This window comes from Commensalibacter communis (genome assembly GCF_947179015.1).
Classification (GTDB): Bacteria; Pseudomonadota; Alphaproteobacteria; order Acetobacterales; family Acetobacteraceae; genus Commensalibacter; species Commensalibacter communis.
In genome coordinates, this window is sequence record NZ_CAMXCM010000001.1 from 608,376 (window position 1) to 626,329 (window position 17,954).

General features: G+C 37.3%; 15 protein-coding genes. 9 read left to right on the forward strand and 6 right to left on the reverse strand.

Features of this window, described 5'->3' with window-relative positions; genetic code table 11:
* Positions 1–6: 6 nt before the first annotated feature.
* Complete coding sequence (locus tag PQG54_RS02870; protein WP_271788976.1) at positions 7–1,323, reverse strand: multidrug effflux MFS transporter; 1,317 nt, start codon at positions 1,321–1,323, stop codon at positions 7–9.
* Between the two features lie 395 nt (positions 1,324–1,718).
* Here PQG54_RS02870 and PQG54_RS02875 point away from each other — a divergent pair, with 395 nt between their 5' ends.
* Positions 1,719–2,153: a 5-fold beta-flower protein gene (locus tag PQG54_RS02875; protein WP_271788975.1), complete on the forward strand. Its 435-nt coding sequence runs from the start codon at positions 1,719–1,721 to the stop codon at positions 2,151–2,153.
* Positions 2,154–2,178: 25 nt separating this feature from the next.
* On the opposite strand, the gene PQG54_RS02880 is transcribed toward PQG54_RS02875, so the two are convergent.
* The 3 genes from PQG54_RS02880 to PQG54_RS02890 are packed head-to-tail and all read right to left on the reverse strand — an operon-like array spanning position 2,179 to position 4,243.
* A complete protein-coding gene (locus PQG54_RS02880; RefSeq protein ID WP_271788974.1) occupies positions 2,179–2,940 on the reverse strand; it encodes a class I SAM-dependent methyltransferase in 762 nt (253 codons plus the stop codon).
* A gap of 20 nt (positions 2,941–2,960) precedes the next feature.
* On the reverse strand, positions 2,961–3,773 hold the full coding sequence (locus PQG54_RS02885; RefSeq protein ID WP_271788973.1) for a fructosamine kinase family protein: 813 nt from the start codon (positions 3,771–3,773) through the stop codon (positions 2,961–2,963).
* The gene (locus PQG54_RS02890) at positions 3,770–4,243 is read right to left on the reverse strand and encodes a low molecular weight protein-tyrosine-phosphatase (RefSeq protein ID WP_271788972.1); all 474 of its coding nucleotides are present in this window, start codon (positions 4,241–4,243) and stop codon (positions 3,770–3,772) included. Before PQG54_RS02890 ends, PQG54_RS02885 begins: the two co-directional genes overlap by 4 nt.
* Positions 4,244–4,536: 293 nt before the next feature.
* Between PQG54_RS02890 and PQG54_RS02895 the strand changes: the two genes are divergently transcribed.
* Genes PQG54_RS02895 through PQG54_RS02915 form a run of 5 tightly spaced genes read left to right on the forward strand, consistent with a single transcriptional unit; the run spans position 4,537 to position 10,601 of the window.
* Entirely contained in the window at positions 4,537–6,987 is a 2,451-nt protein-coding gene (locus PQG54_RS02895; RefSeq protein WP_271788971.1) for a cache domain-containing protein, read from the forward strand.
* Positions 6,984–8,003, forward strand: a complete 1,020-nt coding sequence (locus tag PQG54_RS02900; RefSeq protein WP_271788970.1) for an MlaE family ABC transporter permease — start codon at positions 6,984–6,986, stop codon at positions 8,001–8,003. The genes PQG54_RS02895 and PQG54_RS02900 overlap by 4 nt, the downstream gene beginning before the upstream one ends.
* Before the next feature lie 3 nt (positions 8,004–8,006).
* A complete protein-coding gene (locus PQG54_RS02905) occupies positions 8,007–8,699 on the forward strand; it encodes a P-loop NTPase family protein (protein ID WP_271788969.1) in 693 nt (230 codons plus the stop codon).
* A gap of 1 nt (position 8,700) precedes the next feature.
* Positions 8,701–9,678 (forward strand): MlaD family protein, encoded by a 978-nt coding sequence (locus PQG54_RS02910; protein WP_271788968.1) that lies wholly within the window; start codon positions 8,701–8,703, stop codon positions 9,676–9,678.
* Positions 9,675–10,601: a tetratricopeptide repeat protein gene (locus PQG54_RS02915; protein WP_271788967.1), complete on the forward strand. Its 927-nt coding sequence runs from the start codon at positions 9,675–9,677 to the stop codon at positions 10,599–10,601. Before PQG54_RS02910 ends, PQG54_RS02915 begins: the two co-directional genes overlap by 4 nt.
* Positions 10,602–10,622: 21 nt before the next feature.
* On the opposite strand, the gene PQG54_RS02920 is transcribed toward PQG54_RS02915, so the two are convergent.
* On the reverse strand, positions 10,623–11,036 hold the full coding sequence (locus tag PQG54_RS02920) for a DUF423 domain-containing protein (RefSeq protein WP_271788966.1): 414 nt from the start codon (positions 11,034–11,036) through the stop codon (positions 10,623–10,625).
* Between the two features lie 220 nt (positions 11,037–11,256).
* On the opposite strand from PQG54_RS02920, the gene PQG54_RS02925 reads away from it, so the two are divergent.
* Together PQG54_RS02925 and PQG54_RS02930 are read left to right on the forward strand one after the other, a co-directional pair.
* Positions 11,257–11,865 carry an NUDIX domain-containing protein gene (locus PQG54_RS02925; RefSeq protein WP_271788965.1) on the forward strand — a complete coding sequence of 203 codons (609 nt, stop codon included), beginning with the start codon at positions 11,257–11,259 and terminating at the stop codon, positions 11,863–11,865.
* A 194-nt stretch (positions 11,866–12,059) separates the two neighbouring features.
* Complete coding sequence (locus tag PQG54_RS02930; protein WP_271788964.1) at positions 12,060–13,619, forward strand: glucan biosynthesis protein; 1,560 nt, start codon at positions 12,060–12,062, stop codon at positions 13,617–13,619.
* A 60-nt stretch (positions 13,620–13,679) separates the two neighbouring features.
* On the opposite strand, the gene dauA is transcribed toward PQG54_RS02930, so the two are convergent.
* Positions 13,680–15,416 (reverse strand): C4-dicarboxylic acid transporter DauA, encoded by a 1,737-nt coding sequence (gene dauA / locus PQG54_RS02935; RefSeq protein ID WP_271788963.1) that lies wholly within the window; start codon positions 15,414–15,416, stop codon positions 13,680–13,682.
* Between the two features lie 237 nt (positions 15,417–15,653).
* Between dauA and mdoH the strand changes: the two genes are divergently transcribed.
* A complete protein-coding gene (gene mdoH / locus PQG54_RS02940; protein ID WP_271788962.1) occupies positions 15,654–17,867 on the forward strand; it encodes a glucans biosynthesis glucosyltransferase MdoH in 2,214 nt (737 codons plus the stop codon).
* Positions 17,868–17,954 lie beyond the last annotated feature (87 nt).

The window sequence follows — 17,954 nt, forward strand, 5'->3', positions numbered from 1 at the left end:
ACTGTCTTAGTCTAGATCTTTTAGAAAAGCATAGTAATTATGCTGTCCTTGTCTAACGCCAGCTTTCATTTTTTTGATAATTGTTCTTGTTGTATTTCGACGCCACAAATTAAAAATAAACATACCTAATACGCCAATAAACACTCCTATGGCAACAGATAGCATATTAGTAGCAGGTAGTTTACTCATCATCCAGCTGCTCATGGCTCCAAGAAGGAATTGAATGGTGCCTAGTAAAGCGGATGCACTGCCTACACGTCGACCGTGAAGAATAAAAGCAAAAATGGTACAGTTAGGAAATACAAATCCTAAGCATCCCATAATGATAACAATAGGGGCACAGTGAAGGATAATCCCTGTTGTGTTTAAAGGAATTGGTAGTAAACAGATAATGATAAATAAAATACTGGTTGCAAAAGCAATATTTGTAGCGACATTCAACATAATATATGGACGGATTTTATTCAGCAACAAGCCATTTACTTGGTTACACGCTGCAATAACGAAAGAATTAATACCAAACCATATGGCTAGTTGTAATTTTGTAAATCCCATTGATTTGCTTAGAACATCGGGAGTACCACTCAGATAAGCAAAAATCATAAAAAGGGCAAAACCAGTAATCATCGTATTCGTTAGGAATATAGGTTCGCGGACAATACGAATATAACGCCAAAAAATAGATCTAATCGACGAATAAATACGATATCTAGGCATTAACGTATCTGGCAAATAGAAATACACAACAAAACTGCCAATAATCCCGTAAATGCCCATGATCCAGAATAATATTTGCCAAGGGAATTTGATGACAATAAGTCCACCTAATGTCGGGGCAACAATTGGCACGATACAACTAACGAGCGCGAGTTGTGCCATGATCTTTATGCCACCAGAGCCAGAAGAAATATCTCTGACCATCGCTCTGGGAATCACCATCCCTGCTGAACCACCCAATGAAGATAAAAAGCGGAAAAAGCAAAAAACGTAAAAGTCAGAGAAAATTGCACAGCCAATAGAGCCAATAGTAAAAATGATGATTCCAATTAAGAGGGGGGCTCTGCGTCCTAGACGATCTGATATAGGGCCGATGGAAAGTTGTCCAAGTGCTAATCCGATAAACCAAACCGTCAAGGTCATTTTTGCTGCACCATCACCGTAACCAGCCAAATCTTGATTGATTTGCGGAAAAGCAGGAAGGTACATGTCTGTTGCCAAAGGCCCAATTGCTGTGAGCAAGCCAAGTATAATAATAACCCACATTGATAGCTTTTCATTAAAGCTATTTTCAGTTGAAGGGGGCGTTGTAGAGATAGTGCTCAAGATTTGATTTCCACAAAATAATTGAAATATTGTAAGATAATTAACTGTTTTAAGATGGGTATTGGGTAATATTCGATCGAATAAATAATCAGAATTTATAAAACTACATATAAACAGACAAATATGATTGGTTCATCAATCATGACTTGTTTGCCTCTTCCTTATCCTAATTCTACAAGGGACGTAAAGCCTTATTTTGAATAGTAAGCTATGGATTTTGTATTCTTTTAAGACATTCATTATATATGTAACACAGTTTGATTATCAACATTAAAAAGAAAATAACCAATCAATTTTTGTCTAATTTTAATGATCTAAAGCAATCTTACCCTTGTTTGTTTTATTTGTTCTGCTATCCTATTCATTATTCATATAAGGAAGGATGTATATATATTATGCGGTTACGTTTTCTCAATAAAACAATATCAGGCATGGCTATTGCTGCAACTGTATTATTGCTTTCAACATCTAACGTTATGGCAAAAGGTCAGATTTATAATAATGTCGGCAAAGAAGTTGGGCATATTGATAATCAAGGAAATATTTACGATAATGTTAGTGGATTTAAAGGTCGTTTACAACAAGATGGCTCTGTCTTTGGATCTGACAATCAACTAGTTGGACGTGTGGATAATAAGGGTTCGATTTTTGATAAAAGTAATATCCAAGTAGGTCAATATGATGCAACTAATGGCAATATTTATGACGCACATCGTCAAATTATAGGTCATTTGCAAAAAGATGGTAATGTGTATGCACCTGACGCCACATTGATCGGAAAAGTTGATCCAGGAAACATCATCGGTGCGATTATGTTATTAAAGCACTAATTATTGCTTTAACTGAATATTTAGCCTATCTATTTAGTATAAAAGTAGCTGTAGGTAGGCTGAAACCATGATTATCTTGAAATTTTAAAATATCTTTGACATGCGCTGGTGCTATTTGTTGAAGTTCAATAATCGCTTGAATACAATGAGCAGAAGGATTGGTTCTGTTTATCCAACTATGAAATTCTAAATTTAATTCTCGTTGTGTAATTGAATTTAACGTTAATTCATAAATAGAGAAAATTTGGGTATATTCCGCCATATTATAGTTTCTGACGTGGGAATGATCTCTTAGTAATTCTATAGTCTGTAAAAAACTGTCTGCTGTTTTATCTAACGGGGCAATGGTATCAATAATGATCGCAGTGCCATTAGGTTTGAGTACACGTTTGATCTCACAAATTCCTTGCGCTAAATTATGCCAATGATGGCTGCTGAAGCGGCTAATAACCCAGTCAAATTGATGGTTTTCAAATGGCAGTTGCTCTGCTTGAGCTCTCTGGGTTATAATATTGTTTAAGGATTTTTCCTTGGCTGTTTGTAATACGGCATCCAACATGGTTTGACTAATATCACAAGCCACAACTTCTTTGACTAATGGAGCTGCACAATAACTAACATGTCCTCCGCCACATCCTAAATCTAGCAAAGACGCGCTACTGTGAGTGCTAAGTAATGCTTTGATTTGTTCAAGGTCAGGACCAAAAGCATGAACTTGACTGGAGACATAATCTTTTGCACGAGGATCATAACTTTGTGCAACATACTCTTGAGGTTTGTTAATCATAAAAAAATTTCCGAAAAAATCTATAATTTTAAACGAGTTAATAAAGTTTGGATCATATTAACATAGTAATCTCCAAAAAGAATATAATGTACTATCGCAGGAAAAAGTTGATAGATGGGTAAGCGTTCTTGCCAGTCTGGTTCTAAAAGAGAATAGCTGTTATAAAAAGCTTCTGGCGGGCTGCCAAAAATATTCAACATCGCGATATCAACTTCGTTATGACCAAAATAACACGCAGGATCAATTAAATATGGTCGATTGATATTTGTAATAATATTTCCAGACCATAAATCTCCATGTAACAATGATATAGGCGGATAAGTAGGAATATAATGATCTAAACGTGCGATTAATTTTTCGATTTGGATGGCAATAGGTTTAGGAAGCTGATTAATATAGCATAATAAACGATTTTCTCGCCAGAACTCTACCCAATTACTGCTAAAGCTGTTTTTAAGCAGTAATTTTCCAAAAGCATAATCTTCTTTCCATCCGTAGGATGAATGATGTATTTGGTGTAATTTATTTAATGTAAGTCCAAGATTTTGCCAAGCCTCTTTGGATAAGCAATTAGTTTCTTGGATTGCTTCCATTATCAAAAGATGATCATTTGCAAAAATTACTTTTGGTACATCAATATGATGTTGCTCAAGAAACTTTAGCATCTTCCCTTCGGTAGTAGGGGAAAATCCATTTTTAACGACATAATTTTGCCCTTCACTTGTGGTAACGATGAACGCTTCTGAGAGGTCACCTTGTGTCAAGGGTTGTGTTTTTATTATTTTACTTTCAAGATGTTGCTCAGCAACTTGAACGAGCGAAAGTTTACTCATAATTGTTTCTCAAAATAATCTGCCAAACCAATAATACCAAGCTCGACTTGCTTCCAAGTGACTTCAAAATCCAATTGATCCCCATAATAAGGATCGGCAATTTCCTGACCTTTATGAGTAAGAGAATAATCCATTAGTAACGATATTTTATGAAGGCATTCTGGTGGAGCTATTTTTTTTAAATGATAGATATTTTTATGATCCATTCCGATAATATGAGTAAAATCAACAAAATCTTCGGATTGTATTTGTCGACCGCGATAATGTGTAATGTCAATTTTATGCTGTGCAGCTTCTTTGATTGTCCTTCTGTCCGGTGGGTTATTAACGTGCCACGAACCTAATCCAGCTGAATCAACTTTAATATGTAATTGTCGTTTTTGAATTTCGTTGATAAAAGCAGCCTCTGCCATCGGAGAGCGGCAAATATTGCCAAGGCAAACAAATAATACTGAAAAAGAAGAATGCATTTTATTGTCCAAATATAGCTTTAGAGTAATTATTTAAAGTGGTAGAGATTTTTTGTTGCAATGAATTTATTTACTTATCACAAAACAGAGCGATTAAAAAATTATTAAAATTCAACGACAATTATAGCGTTAAATTATTGGGATATTGAAATTTATTATAATTATAGATATAAGCAATGAATATATTTTGTATACTATAATTAATTTGAACGGTTTAGTTAATTTTAAGATAAGTTTATTAAATTATTTTATAGATTATAAAAACCTTGTTTATTAGCTGTGGGGAATTGTAAGTGCCTGCTGGTGAAATTGTTGATCCAACCAAGGATTCAGTAAATCGTTTCTGGCGTTTATTTTTACGTATAGGCGTTCCTATTTTAGGGGTGGTTTTGGTTGTATTCGTTGTCGTTGGGGTAACATTACATTCTTATCGTCAAACTAAATCTGGAATTTTAAAACTTACTCATATAATTTTGAAAACCGAGCAATCACGTGTCTCTCAAGAGGTTATGAGCTACCTTTCCCCTGCAACAATCAGTAGTAAATTGGTTGTTGATATGCTTTCTCATATTCCATCTGAATATGAAACAGGAATGTTTTATACCTATGTCATGAGTAGCTTGCGCCAAACAAAACAGTTGCAATCATTTTACCTTGCTGATGAAAAAGGTAACTTTACGATGATTGAACGTATCGTGGATAAACCTAACGAGGTGAGGGTAGTTACTTTAAAACCAGATCAAAATGGAGGACAATTTTTAGAAGAGTTTTCCACCTTTGATGGTAAAAAACTATCCCGATCGTTACGACCAGCCAATGCTTATGATCCGCGTTTACGATCATGGTATAAGCAAGCTATGACAAGTGGTAAATTAACATGGTCACCCCCGTCTTTAATGCCATCAAAAAAAGGGTTGGTGATAACGGCCTCCATTCCATTTCAAGACCGCGATGGCAAGAAGGGCGTTTTCGCAGTCAGTATTTCTTTACAGCAATTAACCACATTTTTAAGCTCACTTAATATCAGTCAACACGCCAGAGCTATTATTGTTGATCGTCAAAAGAATATCATCGCCTCACCAGGATTATTAATGCAATTTGGTGATAATGAATGGAATGCCGAAACAAGTAAGATTAACCCAAAATTTAGCCCGGTTATTGCAAGAGCATACGATCAATTCTTAGTTGATGGTATCGGTATTCGTACGTTTAAAATTAAAAAAGATGAACAAACGAATACAGATAAAGACACACCTTTATCTTCATCAATCGATTCTATTGCTGGAAATTATATTAGTATCACATCACAGCTTCCAGAATCTGTTCAAAGTTGGGTGGTCTTAATTGTTATTCCAGAAAGTGATTTTTCCAATTTTGCAGTTACTAGCGGTAAGCAAAATTTACTATTTTCATTATTAGTGGTTGCTCTTGCTGCGGCAATGGCGGGCGTATTGATCTATCAAGGTCACAGAATGGATCGATTATGGAAACGGTTTAAAAATGTTCAAAATATTGCTGAACAAGAAGATAATGCAATCGAGATGATCGCGTCTCAGCCAGAGATATTTGATCCCAATCATGAAGCCTTAATTTTAACAGAAGGGCTATGTAACTTAGTTTCTGCGAAAAGGGTTAGTATTTGGCATATTTCTGAAGATCAAAAGTCACTAATTTGCAACGATCTTTATGATAATGAAGATGGAAATCATGCAGAGGGCGTGCAATATTCTATTCAAGAGATCCCAGACTTTTTTAAGGCTATTACTGAAGGTGAAACCCTCGAAATTGAAGATGCGGTAAATGATTCTCGTATTGTCAATTTCTATAGGTTGTTCATGCGTTCTGCGGAAACAAAATCTGTACTAATTACACCTGTCCTTGGAAAAGATGGAAGCATTGGGGCTGTGATTATCGAAGATACACCACATCTACATAACATACGTCATATTACTAAGATTTTTGCAGGCCTAGTTGCAATGCGGTTTGTTGCTGCAGAAGTGCAAATGAATGAATCAAACCTTGTTCGCTCTGAAGGAAAAATAGACCCTTCTACTCCCATTGAAAAATTGACAAATGATATTCATGATGATTTGTCGACATTAACCAATGATGAAAAGACAGAATTTTTAGTAAAGCCAGGCACAGTTAAATATCAAAATTTCGATTTTGATAGTTTAAGTGAAGACGATCAACAAGGAATTTACCCAGCAGTTGCTGTAATGAACATTACATTCAGTGGTTATTTAACTTCTGATATCGATGAATCTTCGAAACTCGTAACGCCTGTCCGTGAACTGGTCATCGTGTTACAAGATATTGCTAAGAAATATGGTTTATTTTATGTAAAAATTATGGGTGGTCATTTGGTAGCTGTTGCCGGATGTACAAAAGAACCCGATATTACCGCACCGATTCGATTGGCGCATGCCGCATTGGATATGAGAGCAGCTTGTATAGAAATGATACCTGGTATGGGGACTGAATCTAATTTTGGTATAGGAATAGATGTGGGGGCAGCTTTGGGATCTTGGTTTGGTAAAGAACCCAGAACTTTTAATTTATGGGGACCAGCAGTTGGAATGTCTGGATTAATGGCCAGTATGGCCACAGATGGTGGCGCAGTACAAGTTACGCAAAGTGCTTATATGGCTCTTAGGAATGACTTTTTATTTAGACCAAGAGGAACATTTTACATTCCTAAGGTTGGTATTTCACATACATTTATTCTTGCTGGTAGACGATGAAATATTCAGATGATTTTGAAAAAAAACCTTCGGAGCAAAAGGAAGAACAAAATCGCGTAGAAGCCATGCTGTCTGATTTGGATAAAGATGGTATAAATGATCTTGATCAATATGTTGAGGATATTCGCAATCGCGAGATTGATCAGACGCAACGTCTTTCTGTTCAATTGAAATTGGTAAAAGATGGCCGTTTTGCATGGTTGCAAAAAATTGGGATAATTCTTTTTTGGTATTTGCGTCCAATATTATATGTCATTGGTGAAAAAACTCGCAGTTACTTTCGTTTTTTATTGGGTGTTTTGGCTGCATCATGGGGGGTGCTGGTTGAAAGCATCTCGCCCATTACTTGGCGTCGCACCGTAAAATACGAATTTAAAAGGTCGCTGGGTCAAGTTGTCTGTGGGGGTTTTTTTAGCACATTTTTTACAGCAACATTGGCTGGGTTGGCTGTGGTGTCGCAAGCAATTTTTTGGTTAGGTGCAGCTGGATTAACCAAGATGACAGGGCCCATTTTAATCACGATTTTGGTCAGAGAAGTAGCCCCGATTTTAGTTGGAATGATTTTGTTGGGACGTAACGGTATCCTGACTGTGACAGAATGCAGCTTACTAGCAATGGGGGGGCAGCTTAAATCATTGACAGTAATGGGAATTGATCCATTTATTACGATTGTTTTACCCAGAGCTTGGGCTTTTACGATCGGTAGTTTTACTTTGGGAATGATTTTTGGTACGACTTCTTTATTTATGGGATATGTTGTTACCTATGCTCTGGGAACGATGCAAGATTCGATCTGGACATTTTATAGTAATATCTTAGCTGCAATGTCTGTGGCGGATTATGTTTTAGTTCCTTTGAAATTTATTGTTATGGGATTTATGATTGGAGTTGGTTCTTGTATTACGGGCATGAATGTTAAGGTGAACGATGAGCCATCCACTTTATTACCCAAAGGTTTCACTCGTGGGATCATGCTGATCATGGTGGTGAATATTTTGTTTACGTTGGATTTTTAAAAAATGGCAAATAAAATATTATTAGATATTCACCAAGCAAAACCTTCATTTGATGAAAATTACTTGCCACCTGTTGCTTTTGATTTAAAGGTCAAAGCAGGAGAGTGCGTCATTATAGAATGTCGTGATTTAGAAGTAGCAACAGCTTTTGCAGATTTGTGTAGTGGTATGGTTGCTTTAAGAGACGGTAAAGTATTATTTAAGGGGTTAGATTGGTTTGATTTAAAAGAACCACGTTTATCAGCATTGCGTGGATGTATCGGCCGTGTTTTTCAAAAAAACGGTTGGATGGATATGTATTCAGTTGCAGTGAATATTTTACTGCCTTCATTACATCACACTCGGATCGATGAAGATAAGTTAGTCGATCAAGCCATGACGCTTTGTCGTAAATTTGGATTGCCAGGGTTACCTATGGATACAGCGAGAGAAGCAACGATGATCGATCTGTTTCGCGCATCATGTGTCCGCGCTTTGTTAAATAATCCGGATTTGTTATTATTGGAATATCCAGCAGAGAGTTCCTCTGCTGAGCTTATGTCTCCTTTACTGGAGATGTTGAATATTGCTCAAAATAGAGGGGCGGGTATCATTTGCTTTACACGCCAATTTAGTTTGTGGAATGATTATAAAGATCGTGTAACGCATTGGATGCGTTTACAAGAAAAAGGTTTAACCTCAATACGGCTGGGATGAAATGTTTAACAGTAAACAATATACGAAAACACGACAGTTATTTCAGTTAAGATACGCCAATGAGTGGACAGGCGGATTAGTACTATTGTGTTTATTGGCTTTTGTTGGAGCCGTGATTGAAGCTGGTGTCTTAAGAGACTGGATGACACCAGCTGCAGAGTTAAATATTATTTTGCCTCAGACTGGGGTGGATAATTTATCTGTTGGGGATAATGTTGAGGTTTTTGGGATTAGTGCCGGAACCATTAAGAAAATTAATGTTAATCCAGATGGTGGATTATCTGCTGTTGCGGCAATTGATCCGAAATTGACCACCTTTATACGTCGCGATAGCCAAGCAACCATTAAAAGGCAATTTGCTGTTGCTGGAGCAGCATATGTATCCATTACGCGCGGGTATAGTGCCAAACTCGATTGGAAATATGCGGTATTGGTTGCGAAGACAGAGCCTAACCCTGCAGATCAGATTTCTCAAATGGTTATGCAAATCCATGAACGTATTGTTCCCACAATGGATAGTGCAAAAAATATGATGGCTTCTTTGGAAATGATTGTTGAAAATATTCAACAGGGTAAAGGATCCATTGGTCAGCTGGTTAATAATGACGAGCTTATTCGTCGTGCTGAAAATATGGTTCAAACATTGAATAATATTATTGAACAATTGCAGCCTATTGAAAATAATTTGAACAAAGTGGTCACCCATGCAGATACAATGGTTGTCAATTTTGGTAAGGTCTCCAAAAATATTGCTCAGGCTTCACCAAATCTGGTTCCAATTACAAAGAACTTGGTTCCGATTAGCAAAAATATTAAAAATTCAACAGAGCAATTACCTGAAATGATGACACAATTACAGGCCACCGTGGCTGATTTACAAAAGTTAATTGTTCAGGTCAAAGGATTGTGGTTATTAGGGGGGAATGGAAAAGAACCTCGTCGTTCAAAACGCTTACCAGCACGTGAGGTCAGACCATGAGGTTGCTATACAAAAATTGTGCATTATTGTTTCCTCTTTTATTAGGTCTGACCGCTTGTGGTGGTGGACAAGAAAGCAATCCTGTGCGAGATGATCCATTCGATCGCACGATGGATGTTGCAGACGAGGCAGTTTTTTACGATCGTTTGCAACAGGCAGAGACCAGTTACCAAAAGTCTTTTGATTATGCGATCACAAGTGATGATGTGTCAAATATTGATGATGCAGGATATAATCTGGCCATTATAAAGCTTGGGCTAAATAACGTGCAAGATGCAATGAAAACGGTTAAGAAAACCACTAATGAATTAAAAATTAGAGGACAAGGGATCAGCCCTCAATTAGATTTGGTTAATGCCGCTATTTTTTATCGTATGAACCGTTTATCTGACGCAGCATTAGCCGCCCAAAATGCTGAGAAGAGCAAGGATGAAGATATTCAGGAACGTGCGTATTTTCTATCTGCCTTGATTGCGAATGATGCAGGTAATGTAAATGACATTGTTCAATATTCTCAAAAGTTAGATCAGCTTTTATCTCAAAGCAAAGCTAAGATAGAGAAAAGTTGGCAAGCAGATCAAAAGGAATTGCATGCTTTATTGGCTTATCGACAAGGACAATATGAGCAAGCAATGACAGCAGCCAAAGAAGCACAAGATATTCGTCGTGACCAAGTTGAATATCGTGCCATGGTTCGGACTCTGGCTTTACAAGGATTAATTAGCGAGGGTGAAAAAAACTTTGTTTCAGCAGCACAATTTTATGTCAGAGCTGGGAAAAGTGCGTTGTTACTTAAGGATTATGTCGATGCCAAAAAGTATTTAGATCGTGCAGCCAGCCTTCATGCTGACCAATTAACGTATCAATTGGCATCTGATGCTTTAGTTGACCTAAGTAAGAAAACTAGTAAAACATCAGAGTAATTTATTATAGGATCGTCGTTATCAAGAATTATGACGATCTTTAACTAAAAAGGCTGCGATGGTTAAATATAACCACGAAATAATAAGGGTGCTTCCTCCCATTGGAGCCAAGGGAATAGGCGGATGAAGACCCGTTAGTGCTGTATAAAAAACAGCCCCGCAAAATAACCAAAGCCCAATATTAAAAGCGCATCCTATGATATTCAGATGAATAGAAGGTTGCCAGACCTTTTGTAAAATAGAAACAGCAATCAAAGCTATACTGTGAATCAGTAAGATCGTATCTGCAATACGCGCCATTTCTCTGCCGTTACCAAAAAAATATTGATCAGGAAGATGGGAGGTAAAGGAAGAAAGGACAACAGCGGTCATTCCATAAAATGCACCAGTTGCCAGCCAGAGGCGAGTAGATAAAAAAGATTTTTTTGACGTCATGTTAGAGCAATCAGAAGATATGAAGTAAAATATCATTTCAGGAAATAATATTATTTTAAATGAGAATAATAATTATTATTATGAGGAAAAACAAGTTTTATATTATAGCATTTAAATAAAATGCACATTGTAGTTGTGGACTATGTAACAAATAGGTGAGAGTGATACAGGGTATCATTTATAAATCCGTATAAATTTTTCATATAAAGAGGACTATATCATGTCGAAAATGACTTTAAAAAATACACATAACTTATGGGATGGACATTCTAGGTTAGAAATGACTGAAATGCTGCAACAATACGAGGACGGCCATATAAAGTCTTTGAAAAGAGAAGTGCTAAAAGCACGTGATAGTGTTGTTGTCTTGCTTTATCGTCAAGATACAAAGAAATTGGTGTTAACTTCTCAATGGCGTGCTCCCATTGTTTTTCGCGGTGATAATCGACCTGTTATTGAGGCTTGTGCTGGAAATATTGATCAGAAAGATTTTGACAATCACCCAAAAGACGCTTTGGCTGCAGCTAAAACCGCTGCGATAAGAGAAGTAGAAGAAGAAACAGGATGGCATATAGCTCAGCTAGATTATTTATATGCCTTATATAGCTGCCCTGGTATATCAACTGAAAAATTATATTATTTTATTGCGAGCGTTGATGAAAAAGTGCAGCAAGGCGGTGGTGTCCGTGATGAAGGCGAAGATATTGCGGTGTTAGAAATATCTTTGCAAGAAGCCATAACGAAAATTCAAGAAGGCGAAATTATGGATTTAAAAACAGTTGTTTTGATACAATATATTCAACTACATTGTTTAGATTATTTAGAGTAGTTACTTATTTGTGTGATGAAGGGTGTCATTTGCAAATTATGGTTTTTCGTGTATGCTGACTAGGTGGAATTACAATCATTCAGGCATAATGGTTATTATTTAAAAACTGGATAATAATAAAAAAATTATATGATTTTATTTGTTACTGATTATTATCTTACATTATTCAACTATAGTTATTTAAGGGGTTAAACGTGGTATTTCGTCGAGATCTTTTACGTTCAGCTGCAGGTATCTCATTGGCAAGTGTGGTTGGGGAAGCAACGGGTTCGTTAATACCTCAAGCAGTCGCTGCTGATAGCAAATCAAGTGACGATGAGAAAGGCAAGCCTTTCGATCAAACAACTGTTCGACAGTTGGCTCGTGATATGGCCAAAACATCTTACAAAGCTCCTAGTGATAAATTGCCAGATGCTATTGATAAGCTAGATTTTGATGGGTTTCGTAGTATTGACTTTAAACCTGAAAGTGCTTTGTGGCACGGCAGCAATTTAAATTTTGAAGTGCAATTTTTCCCCAGAGGTTTTTTATACAGACCTCGTATTGATATTTACGAGGTGGTGGATGGTATTTCCAAGCCGGTGCCGTATAACGCTGATATGTTTAATTACAAAAATCCAAAATTGCGAGTTGAGGATAATTTAGGATTCTCTGGATTTAAGCTGATGACCCGTCTAAATCAAAAAGATGTGTTTGAAGAATTTGCTGTCTTTTTAGGTGCCTCTTATTTCCGAGCTGTTTCCAAAGGTCAACAATATGGTTTGTCTGCCCGTGGTTTTGCCAAAGGCACTGCGGATCCTCAAGGCGAAGAATTCCCTTTGTTTAGATCTTTTTGGATTGTGCAGCCAAAATCTGGGATTGAATCTCTTGTTATTTATGCATTATTAGATAGCCCCTCTTTAACGGGTGCATTTAGGTTTACTATTCGTCCAGGTGATACAACAACATTCGATGTAGAAAGCTATTTTTATCCACGTAAAACCATTGCTAATGGCGGGGTCGCCCCTTTAACTGGTATGTTTTATTTTGATGCGAATAACCGTAATCATGTCGATGATTGGCGTCCAGCAGCTCATGATAGTGAGGGGCTGTTAATGTGGACAGGGACTGGTGAGCAAATATGGCGACCTTTGAATAATCCTGTTGATTTACAATATTCTGTCTTTATGGATACTGCCCCCAAAGGGTTTGGCTTGATACAACGTAAACGTGACTTCTCTCAATATGAAGATTTGGCTTTGCACTATGAATTGCGCCCGTCATTATGGGTTGAACCTGTCGGCGAATGGCAATCAGGCAGCATGAATTTGGTAGAAATCCCTACGCCAAGTGAAGTTAATGATAATATTGTAGCTTTTTGGCGTCCCAAACAGCCTTTTAAAGAAGGTGGGGAATATTCATTCACCTATCGTTTATATTGGGGTTGGGATAATCCTTGGACTTCAGATCTTGCAAGAGTAGCAGGAACACGTATTGGCGCAGTAGTTGATAAGCCTGATGTTCGGTTTTTCTGTATCGATTTCTTTGATGGCCCTTTGAATCATTTTCCGACTAATAAACAACTGACATTAAATGTTACTAGTTCGACAGGTAAAGTTAGCAATATTGTTGTCGAGGCTAACCCAGTGACTCATGGATGGCGAACAACGTTTGAATTCGCACCTGAAAATGCTAAAACAGCAGAGTTAAAATGCGTTCTAATGGATGGAGATCAACCTATTTCTGAAAAATGGGTGTACCGTTGGACAGCATAATGCTTGCTATTTATTAATTAAAAAAACCTAGATCTATTGAAGATCTAGGTTTTTTTATGGTTATCTATTATTTAACCATCTTGTGGCTGTATCACGTGCATGTTGAAAATTTGAACAATATGTGAGTTTACCTTGTATTTTTCGCAATCCAGCCCGTTTTAAAGAGAGGATGATTTCTGTAGATACCCCAACAAAAATTAACGATTGATTGTTATTAAAAATTTGTTTTTTTATTGATTGTAGTCCAGAGATCGTAGTTCCGTCCATACTGATGACATCTTTCATATCAAGAACAACAATTTTCTTGTGTAAATTTTCATAAGATTTAAACGATGCGATTGTCCTTTCCGAAACGCCAAAAAATAAAGGGCCATTAATGTCAAACACAACGATATCTTTTGCTATTTCGTCTAATTCTGGATGTTCCTCAATAAGAGCTGTTTTCGATGCGTAGGTCATGCTGCGGATAAATAAGATAGCAGATAAAGCGACACCAACGGCAACAGCAATAACCATATCGAATATAATAGTTAACCCAAAGCAAATTAATAAAACAATGACGTCACTACGTGGGGATGTTTTGATGGTTTGAATACAATGTTTTGCCTCACTCATATTCCATGCCACAATGAATAACAAGGCACCCAAAGACGCCATTGGAACAAAACCTAACAAGGATGCAAAAAGAACAACAGCTAATAATACAAAAATCGAATGAATAATCGCTGCAATAGGAGATTTCGCACCACTGCGGATACTGGTGGCTGTTCTGGCAATTGCCGCGGTCGCAGTAATCCCACCAAACAGAGGTGCAACGATATTTCCAATGCCCTGTCCAATTAACTCTGCGTTAGGATTATGTTTTGTATCAGTTAATTCATCTGCGATAACCGCACATAACAAAGATTCAATTGCACCTAATGTTGCAATAGCGAATGCAGGACCAGTGAGCGAATGAATTAGTTTATATGTAATCACTAATGGCTGACCATCAGGTCCAGGCAGTGCCCAAGGCATTATCAAAGAAGGAGGAATAGGAGGAATACCATTACCGCTCATTCCATTTGCATGCCATGTAAAATTAGAAGCAATCGTTTTTATCTCAGCACCGCTGATTCCTTTATTAATAAAATAAGCAACAATACCTCCGACAATCAATCCAACCAAAGGCGCAGGAAGAGGGATTTTAAATTTTGGCCATAAGATTAAAAGCACTAAAGTGAATAAACCAACACCCATTTCATAAGGATTTATGGTGCCTAATGAAGAAAAGATAATACTGATATTTTCAACGAAATCATCACCAAGTTTTTCAGTATGTAAGCCAAGAAAATCTGGAATTTGAAGAATAGCAATAATAATTGCAATTCCTGCGGTAAAGCCTAAAACAACAGGGTAAGGTACGAAACGAATAAGCTGTCCCATTTTACTTAGTCCCATTAAGAGTAGGATAGTCCCTGCCATCATGGTTGCTAGGAGTAGCCCACCAATTCCGTAATCTTTGACAATTGGAAATAAGATAACAACGAATGCTGCGGTAGGCCCAGAAATATTAAATCTTGACCCCCCAGTTAAAGCAATTAAAGCACCAGCAACAATTGCTGTATATAATCCATGTTCAGGAGGAACGCCTGTAGCAATAGCTAGAGCCATTGAAAGGGGAACAGCAACGGTTCCAATTGTTAAGCCAGCCAAAGCATCGTTTTTAAAATCAGAAAAACGGTAACCCTTGCGAAAAGTATCAATCATCCCCGTAGCAATGGGTGGGGCTTTTAGTATAGTCTTTTTATTATGCATATAATCCTCGTTATAATTGCGTCGTAGATGAGTATTTTCAAGAAGAACTGCAGAAACGAGATTTCAATCTTGTATAAAATAGGTTACAAGAATTAAATTTTTTTAAAAGAGAATTGTTGCCAACATCTCATAAAGAAACATTGATTAGAGAAATAATAAATTTTCTTTATATTATAGCTCTCTTGCTCTATAGTAATTGCCTGGTTATTTGTATTGGTTAGGAGTATTGAATTACTTATGACTGAACCTCATAATGTTTCGTGTCATAATCTGGAGGACAATAAAGTGAACACAGACGATTTATCTCAAAATCAAAATTCTGATCAACCTGTTTTCACGGTTTTGCCTCCTGAAACGCCTATTGATATGCCAGTACAAAATTTACAGGCAAATCCGAATATATACGGCAGACCGAAAACACCGCCAACGCAAGCTCCTAATATTTTATTGAGACGACTGTTTGTCTTCGTTGTTTCAATTGCTTTAACGGTATATGCTTCTTATGAAATGAATTTAGTGTTTAATAGCTATGGAATGACAGCTTTGGGGCTGATTATTCTCGTGATATTTACTATTTTATTTTTCTGGATTGCTTTTTCTTTTGCTTCATCTCTAGGTGGTTTTTTAGAACAGGTTAGTAAAAAAGGAGGCCTGTCTTTGGGGATTAATCCCAAGGATCCTTTACCTTCTTTAATAAAAAAAACAGCTGTTTTAATGCCAACCTATAACGAAGATCCACATCGCGTATTGGCAGGGCTTAAGGCGATTTACGATAGTATCCAAGCGACTGGTCAAGGGAAGCATTTTGATTTTTTTATTTTATCAGACACGACCAACCCTGATGTTTGGGTAGAAGAAGAAGCGGCTTTTTTACGGTTTCGTCAACAAACGGGGGACGATACTCATATCTTTTATCGTCGTCGCTTTAAAAATACAGATCGTAAAGCAGGTAATTTAGGTGATTGGGTTCGTCGTTTTGGCGGTGGATACGATCATATGTTAAGCCTCGATGCGGATAGCTTGATGGAAGGGGATACGGTTGTTCGTATTTGTGCTGCGATGGAAGCCAATGAAGGCGTTGGGTTAATTCAAACACTACCAGTCATTGTAAATGGCACCACGTTATTTGCACGTTTACAACAGTTTGCTGGGCGTGTTTATGGACCAACCATTGCATATGGGATTGCGTGGTGGCATGGCTCTGAGAGTAACTATTGGGGGCATAATGCGGTCATTCGTATCAAAGCATTTGCAGAGCAAGCAGGGATGCCTCATTTACCTTCTGCGCGCAAGCCTTTTGGCGGTATGATTATGAGCCATGACTTTGTCGAAGCAGCGTTGATGCGCCGTGGTCGTTGGGCTATTCATATGGTACCAGCATTACAAGGTTCTTACGAGGAAAGCCCACCGTCATTGACAGACATTGCGGTCAGGGATCGTCGTTGGTGTCAAGGTAATTTGCAGCATATTATGGTAATACCGACTAAGAAACTTAGCTGGATCAGCCGAATTCATATGTTAACAGGTATTGGTGCTTATATTATGTCACCATTATGGTTATTATCCTTATTAGTGGGGATTATGGTTTCTTTACAGGCATTATTTGTAAAACCTGAATATTTCACGGGAACGGATCGTGTTTTATTTCCTAATTGGCCTCAAGTTGATCCTGTTTTAGCGAAGTATGTATTTATTTTAACCATGTTAGTGTTGCTTGCTCCTAAATTTTTGGCTTGGATCGCAATGTTCTTTAATCCAGAGTTGCGTAAGGGATGTGGGGGTTCGATAAAAGCACTATCTTCTATTTTCTTAGAAACTTTGATTGGAGGGTTAATCGCGCCGATTGCTATGTTAATTCAGACAACAGCGGTAATGTCTATTTTGCTTGGATACGATTCAGGGTGGAATGCGCAGCGTAGGGATGTTGGGTTTATTCCCTTAAAAGATGTTGTAAGAGATTACTGGCGTCATACTGCATTTGGGATTTTAGTCGGCATTTTTGCTTGGGAAGTGTCTCCGTCCTTATTTTTCTGGATGACGCCTGTGTTATTAGGGTTATTGTTGGCCATCCCACTTGTATGGATTACCTCTAGTCAGCGTTTTGGTGCATTTTGTATGAGAATTGGATTGTTAATTATTCCAGAAGAAATTGCTCGCCCTGATATTTTAAAACGAGATCGTATTGAAAAAAGAAGAGTGATGGATATGGAAGTACAGGACGCATTTTCAACCCTCGTTAATGATCCTGAACTTGTTGCTTTACATATGTCTTGCTTGCCCCCAGAACGCAAAAAGGGCGAAGTGATTAATCCACATTATTTGGTGGGTATGGTTAAATTAAACGAGGTCGATAATCAAGATCAAGCTATGCAAATTCTAACGCATGATGAGAAATCAGCTTTGTTATGTAGCCGTCAGGCAATCAATAAATTTTTAAGTTTGCCCATTTAGCTTATAATTTAAAAAGATTAATTATTAGACCGGTAAAGATAAAATTATAATTGGCTTTTTAAAAGATGATTGATTAGTTTAAAAAAT

Coding starts and splice junctions, on each gene's coding strand:
- PQG54_RS02920 (WP_271788966.1), bottom strand. CDS start 11,036: ATGACGTCAAAAAAATCTTTTTTATCTACTCGCCTCTGGCTGGCAACT.
- PQG54_RS02885 (WP_271788973.1), bottom strand. CDS start 3,773: ATGAGTAAACTTTCGCTCGTTCAAGTTGCTGAGCAACATCTTGAAAGT.
- PQG54_RS02915 (WP_271788967.1), top strand. CDS start 9,675: ATGAGGTTGCTATACAAAAATTGTGCATTATTGTTTCCTCTTTTATTA.
- dauA (WP_271788963.1), bottom strand. CDS start 15,416: ATGCATAATAAAAAGACTATACTAAAAGCCCCACCCATTGCTACGGGG.
- PQG54_RS02890 (WP_271788972.1), bottom strand. CDS start 4,243: ATGCATTCTTCTTTTTCAGTATTATTTGTTTGCCTTGGCAATATTTGC.
- mdoH (WP_271788962.1), top strand. CDS start 15,654: ATGACTGAACCTCATAATGTTTCGTGTCATAATCTGGAGGACAATAAA.
- PQG54_RS02875 (WP_271788975.1), top strand. CDS start 1,719: ATGCGGTTACGTTTTCTCAATAAAACAATATCAGGCATGGCTATTGCT.
- PQG54_RS02905 (WP_271788969.1), top strand. CDS start 8,007: ATGGCAAATAAAATATTATTAGATATTCACCAAGCAAAACCTTCATTT.
- PQG54_RS02900 (WP_271788970.1), top strand. CDS start 6,984: ATGAAATATTCAGATGATTTTGAAAAAAAACCTTCGGAGCAAAAGGAA.
- PQG54_RS02880 (WP_271788974.1), bottom strand. CDS start 2,940: ATGATTAACAAACCTCAAGAGTATGTTGCACAAAGTTATGATCCTCGT.
- PQG54_RS02925 (WP_271788965.1), top strand. CDS start 11,257: ATGTCGAAAATGACTTTAAAAAATACACATAACTTATGGGATGGACAT.
- PQG54_RS02910 (WP_271788968.1), top strand. CDS start 8,701: ATGTTTAACAGTAAACAATATACGAAAACACGACAGTTATTTCAGTTA.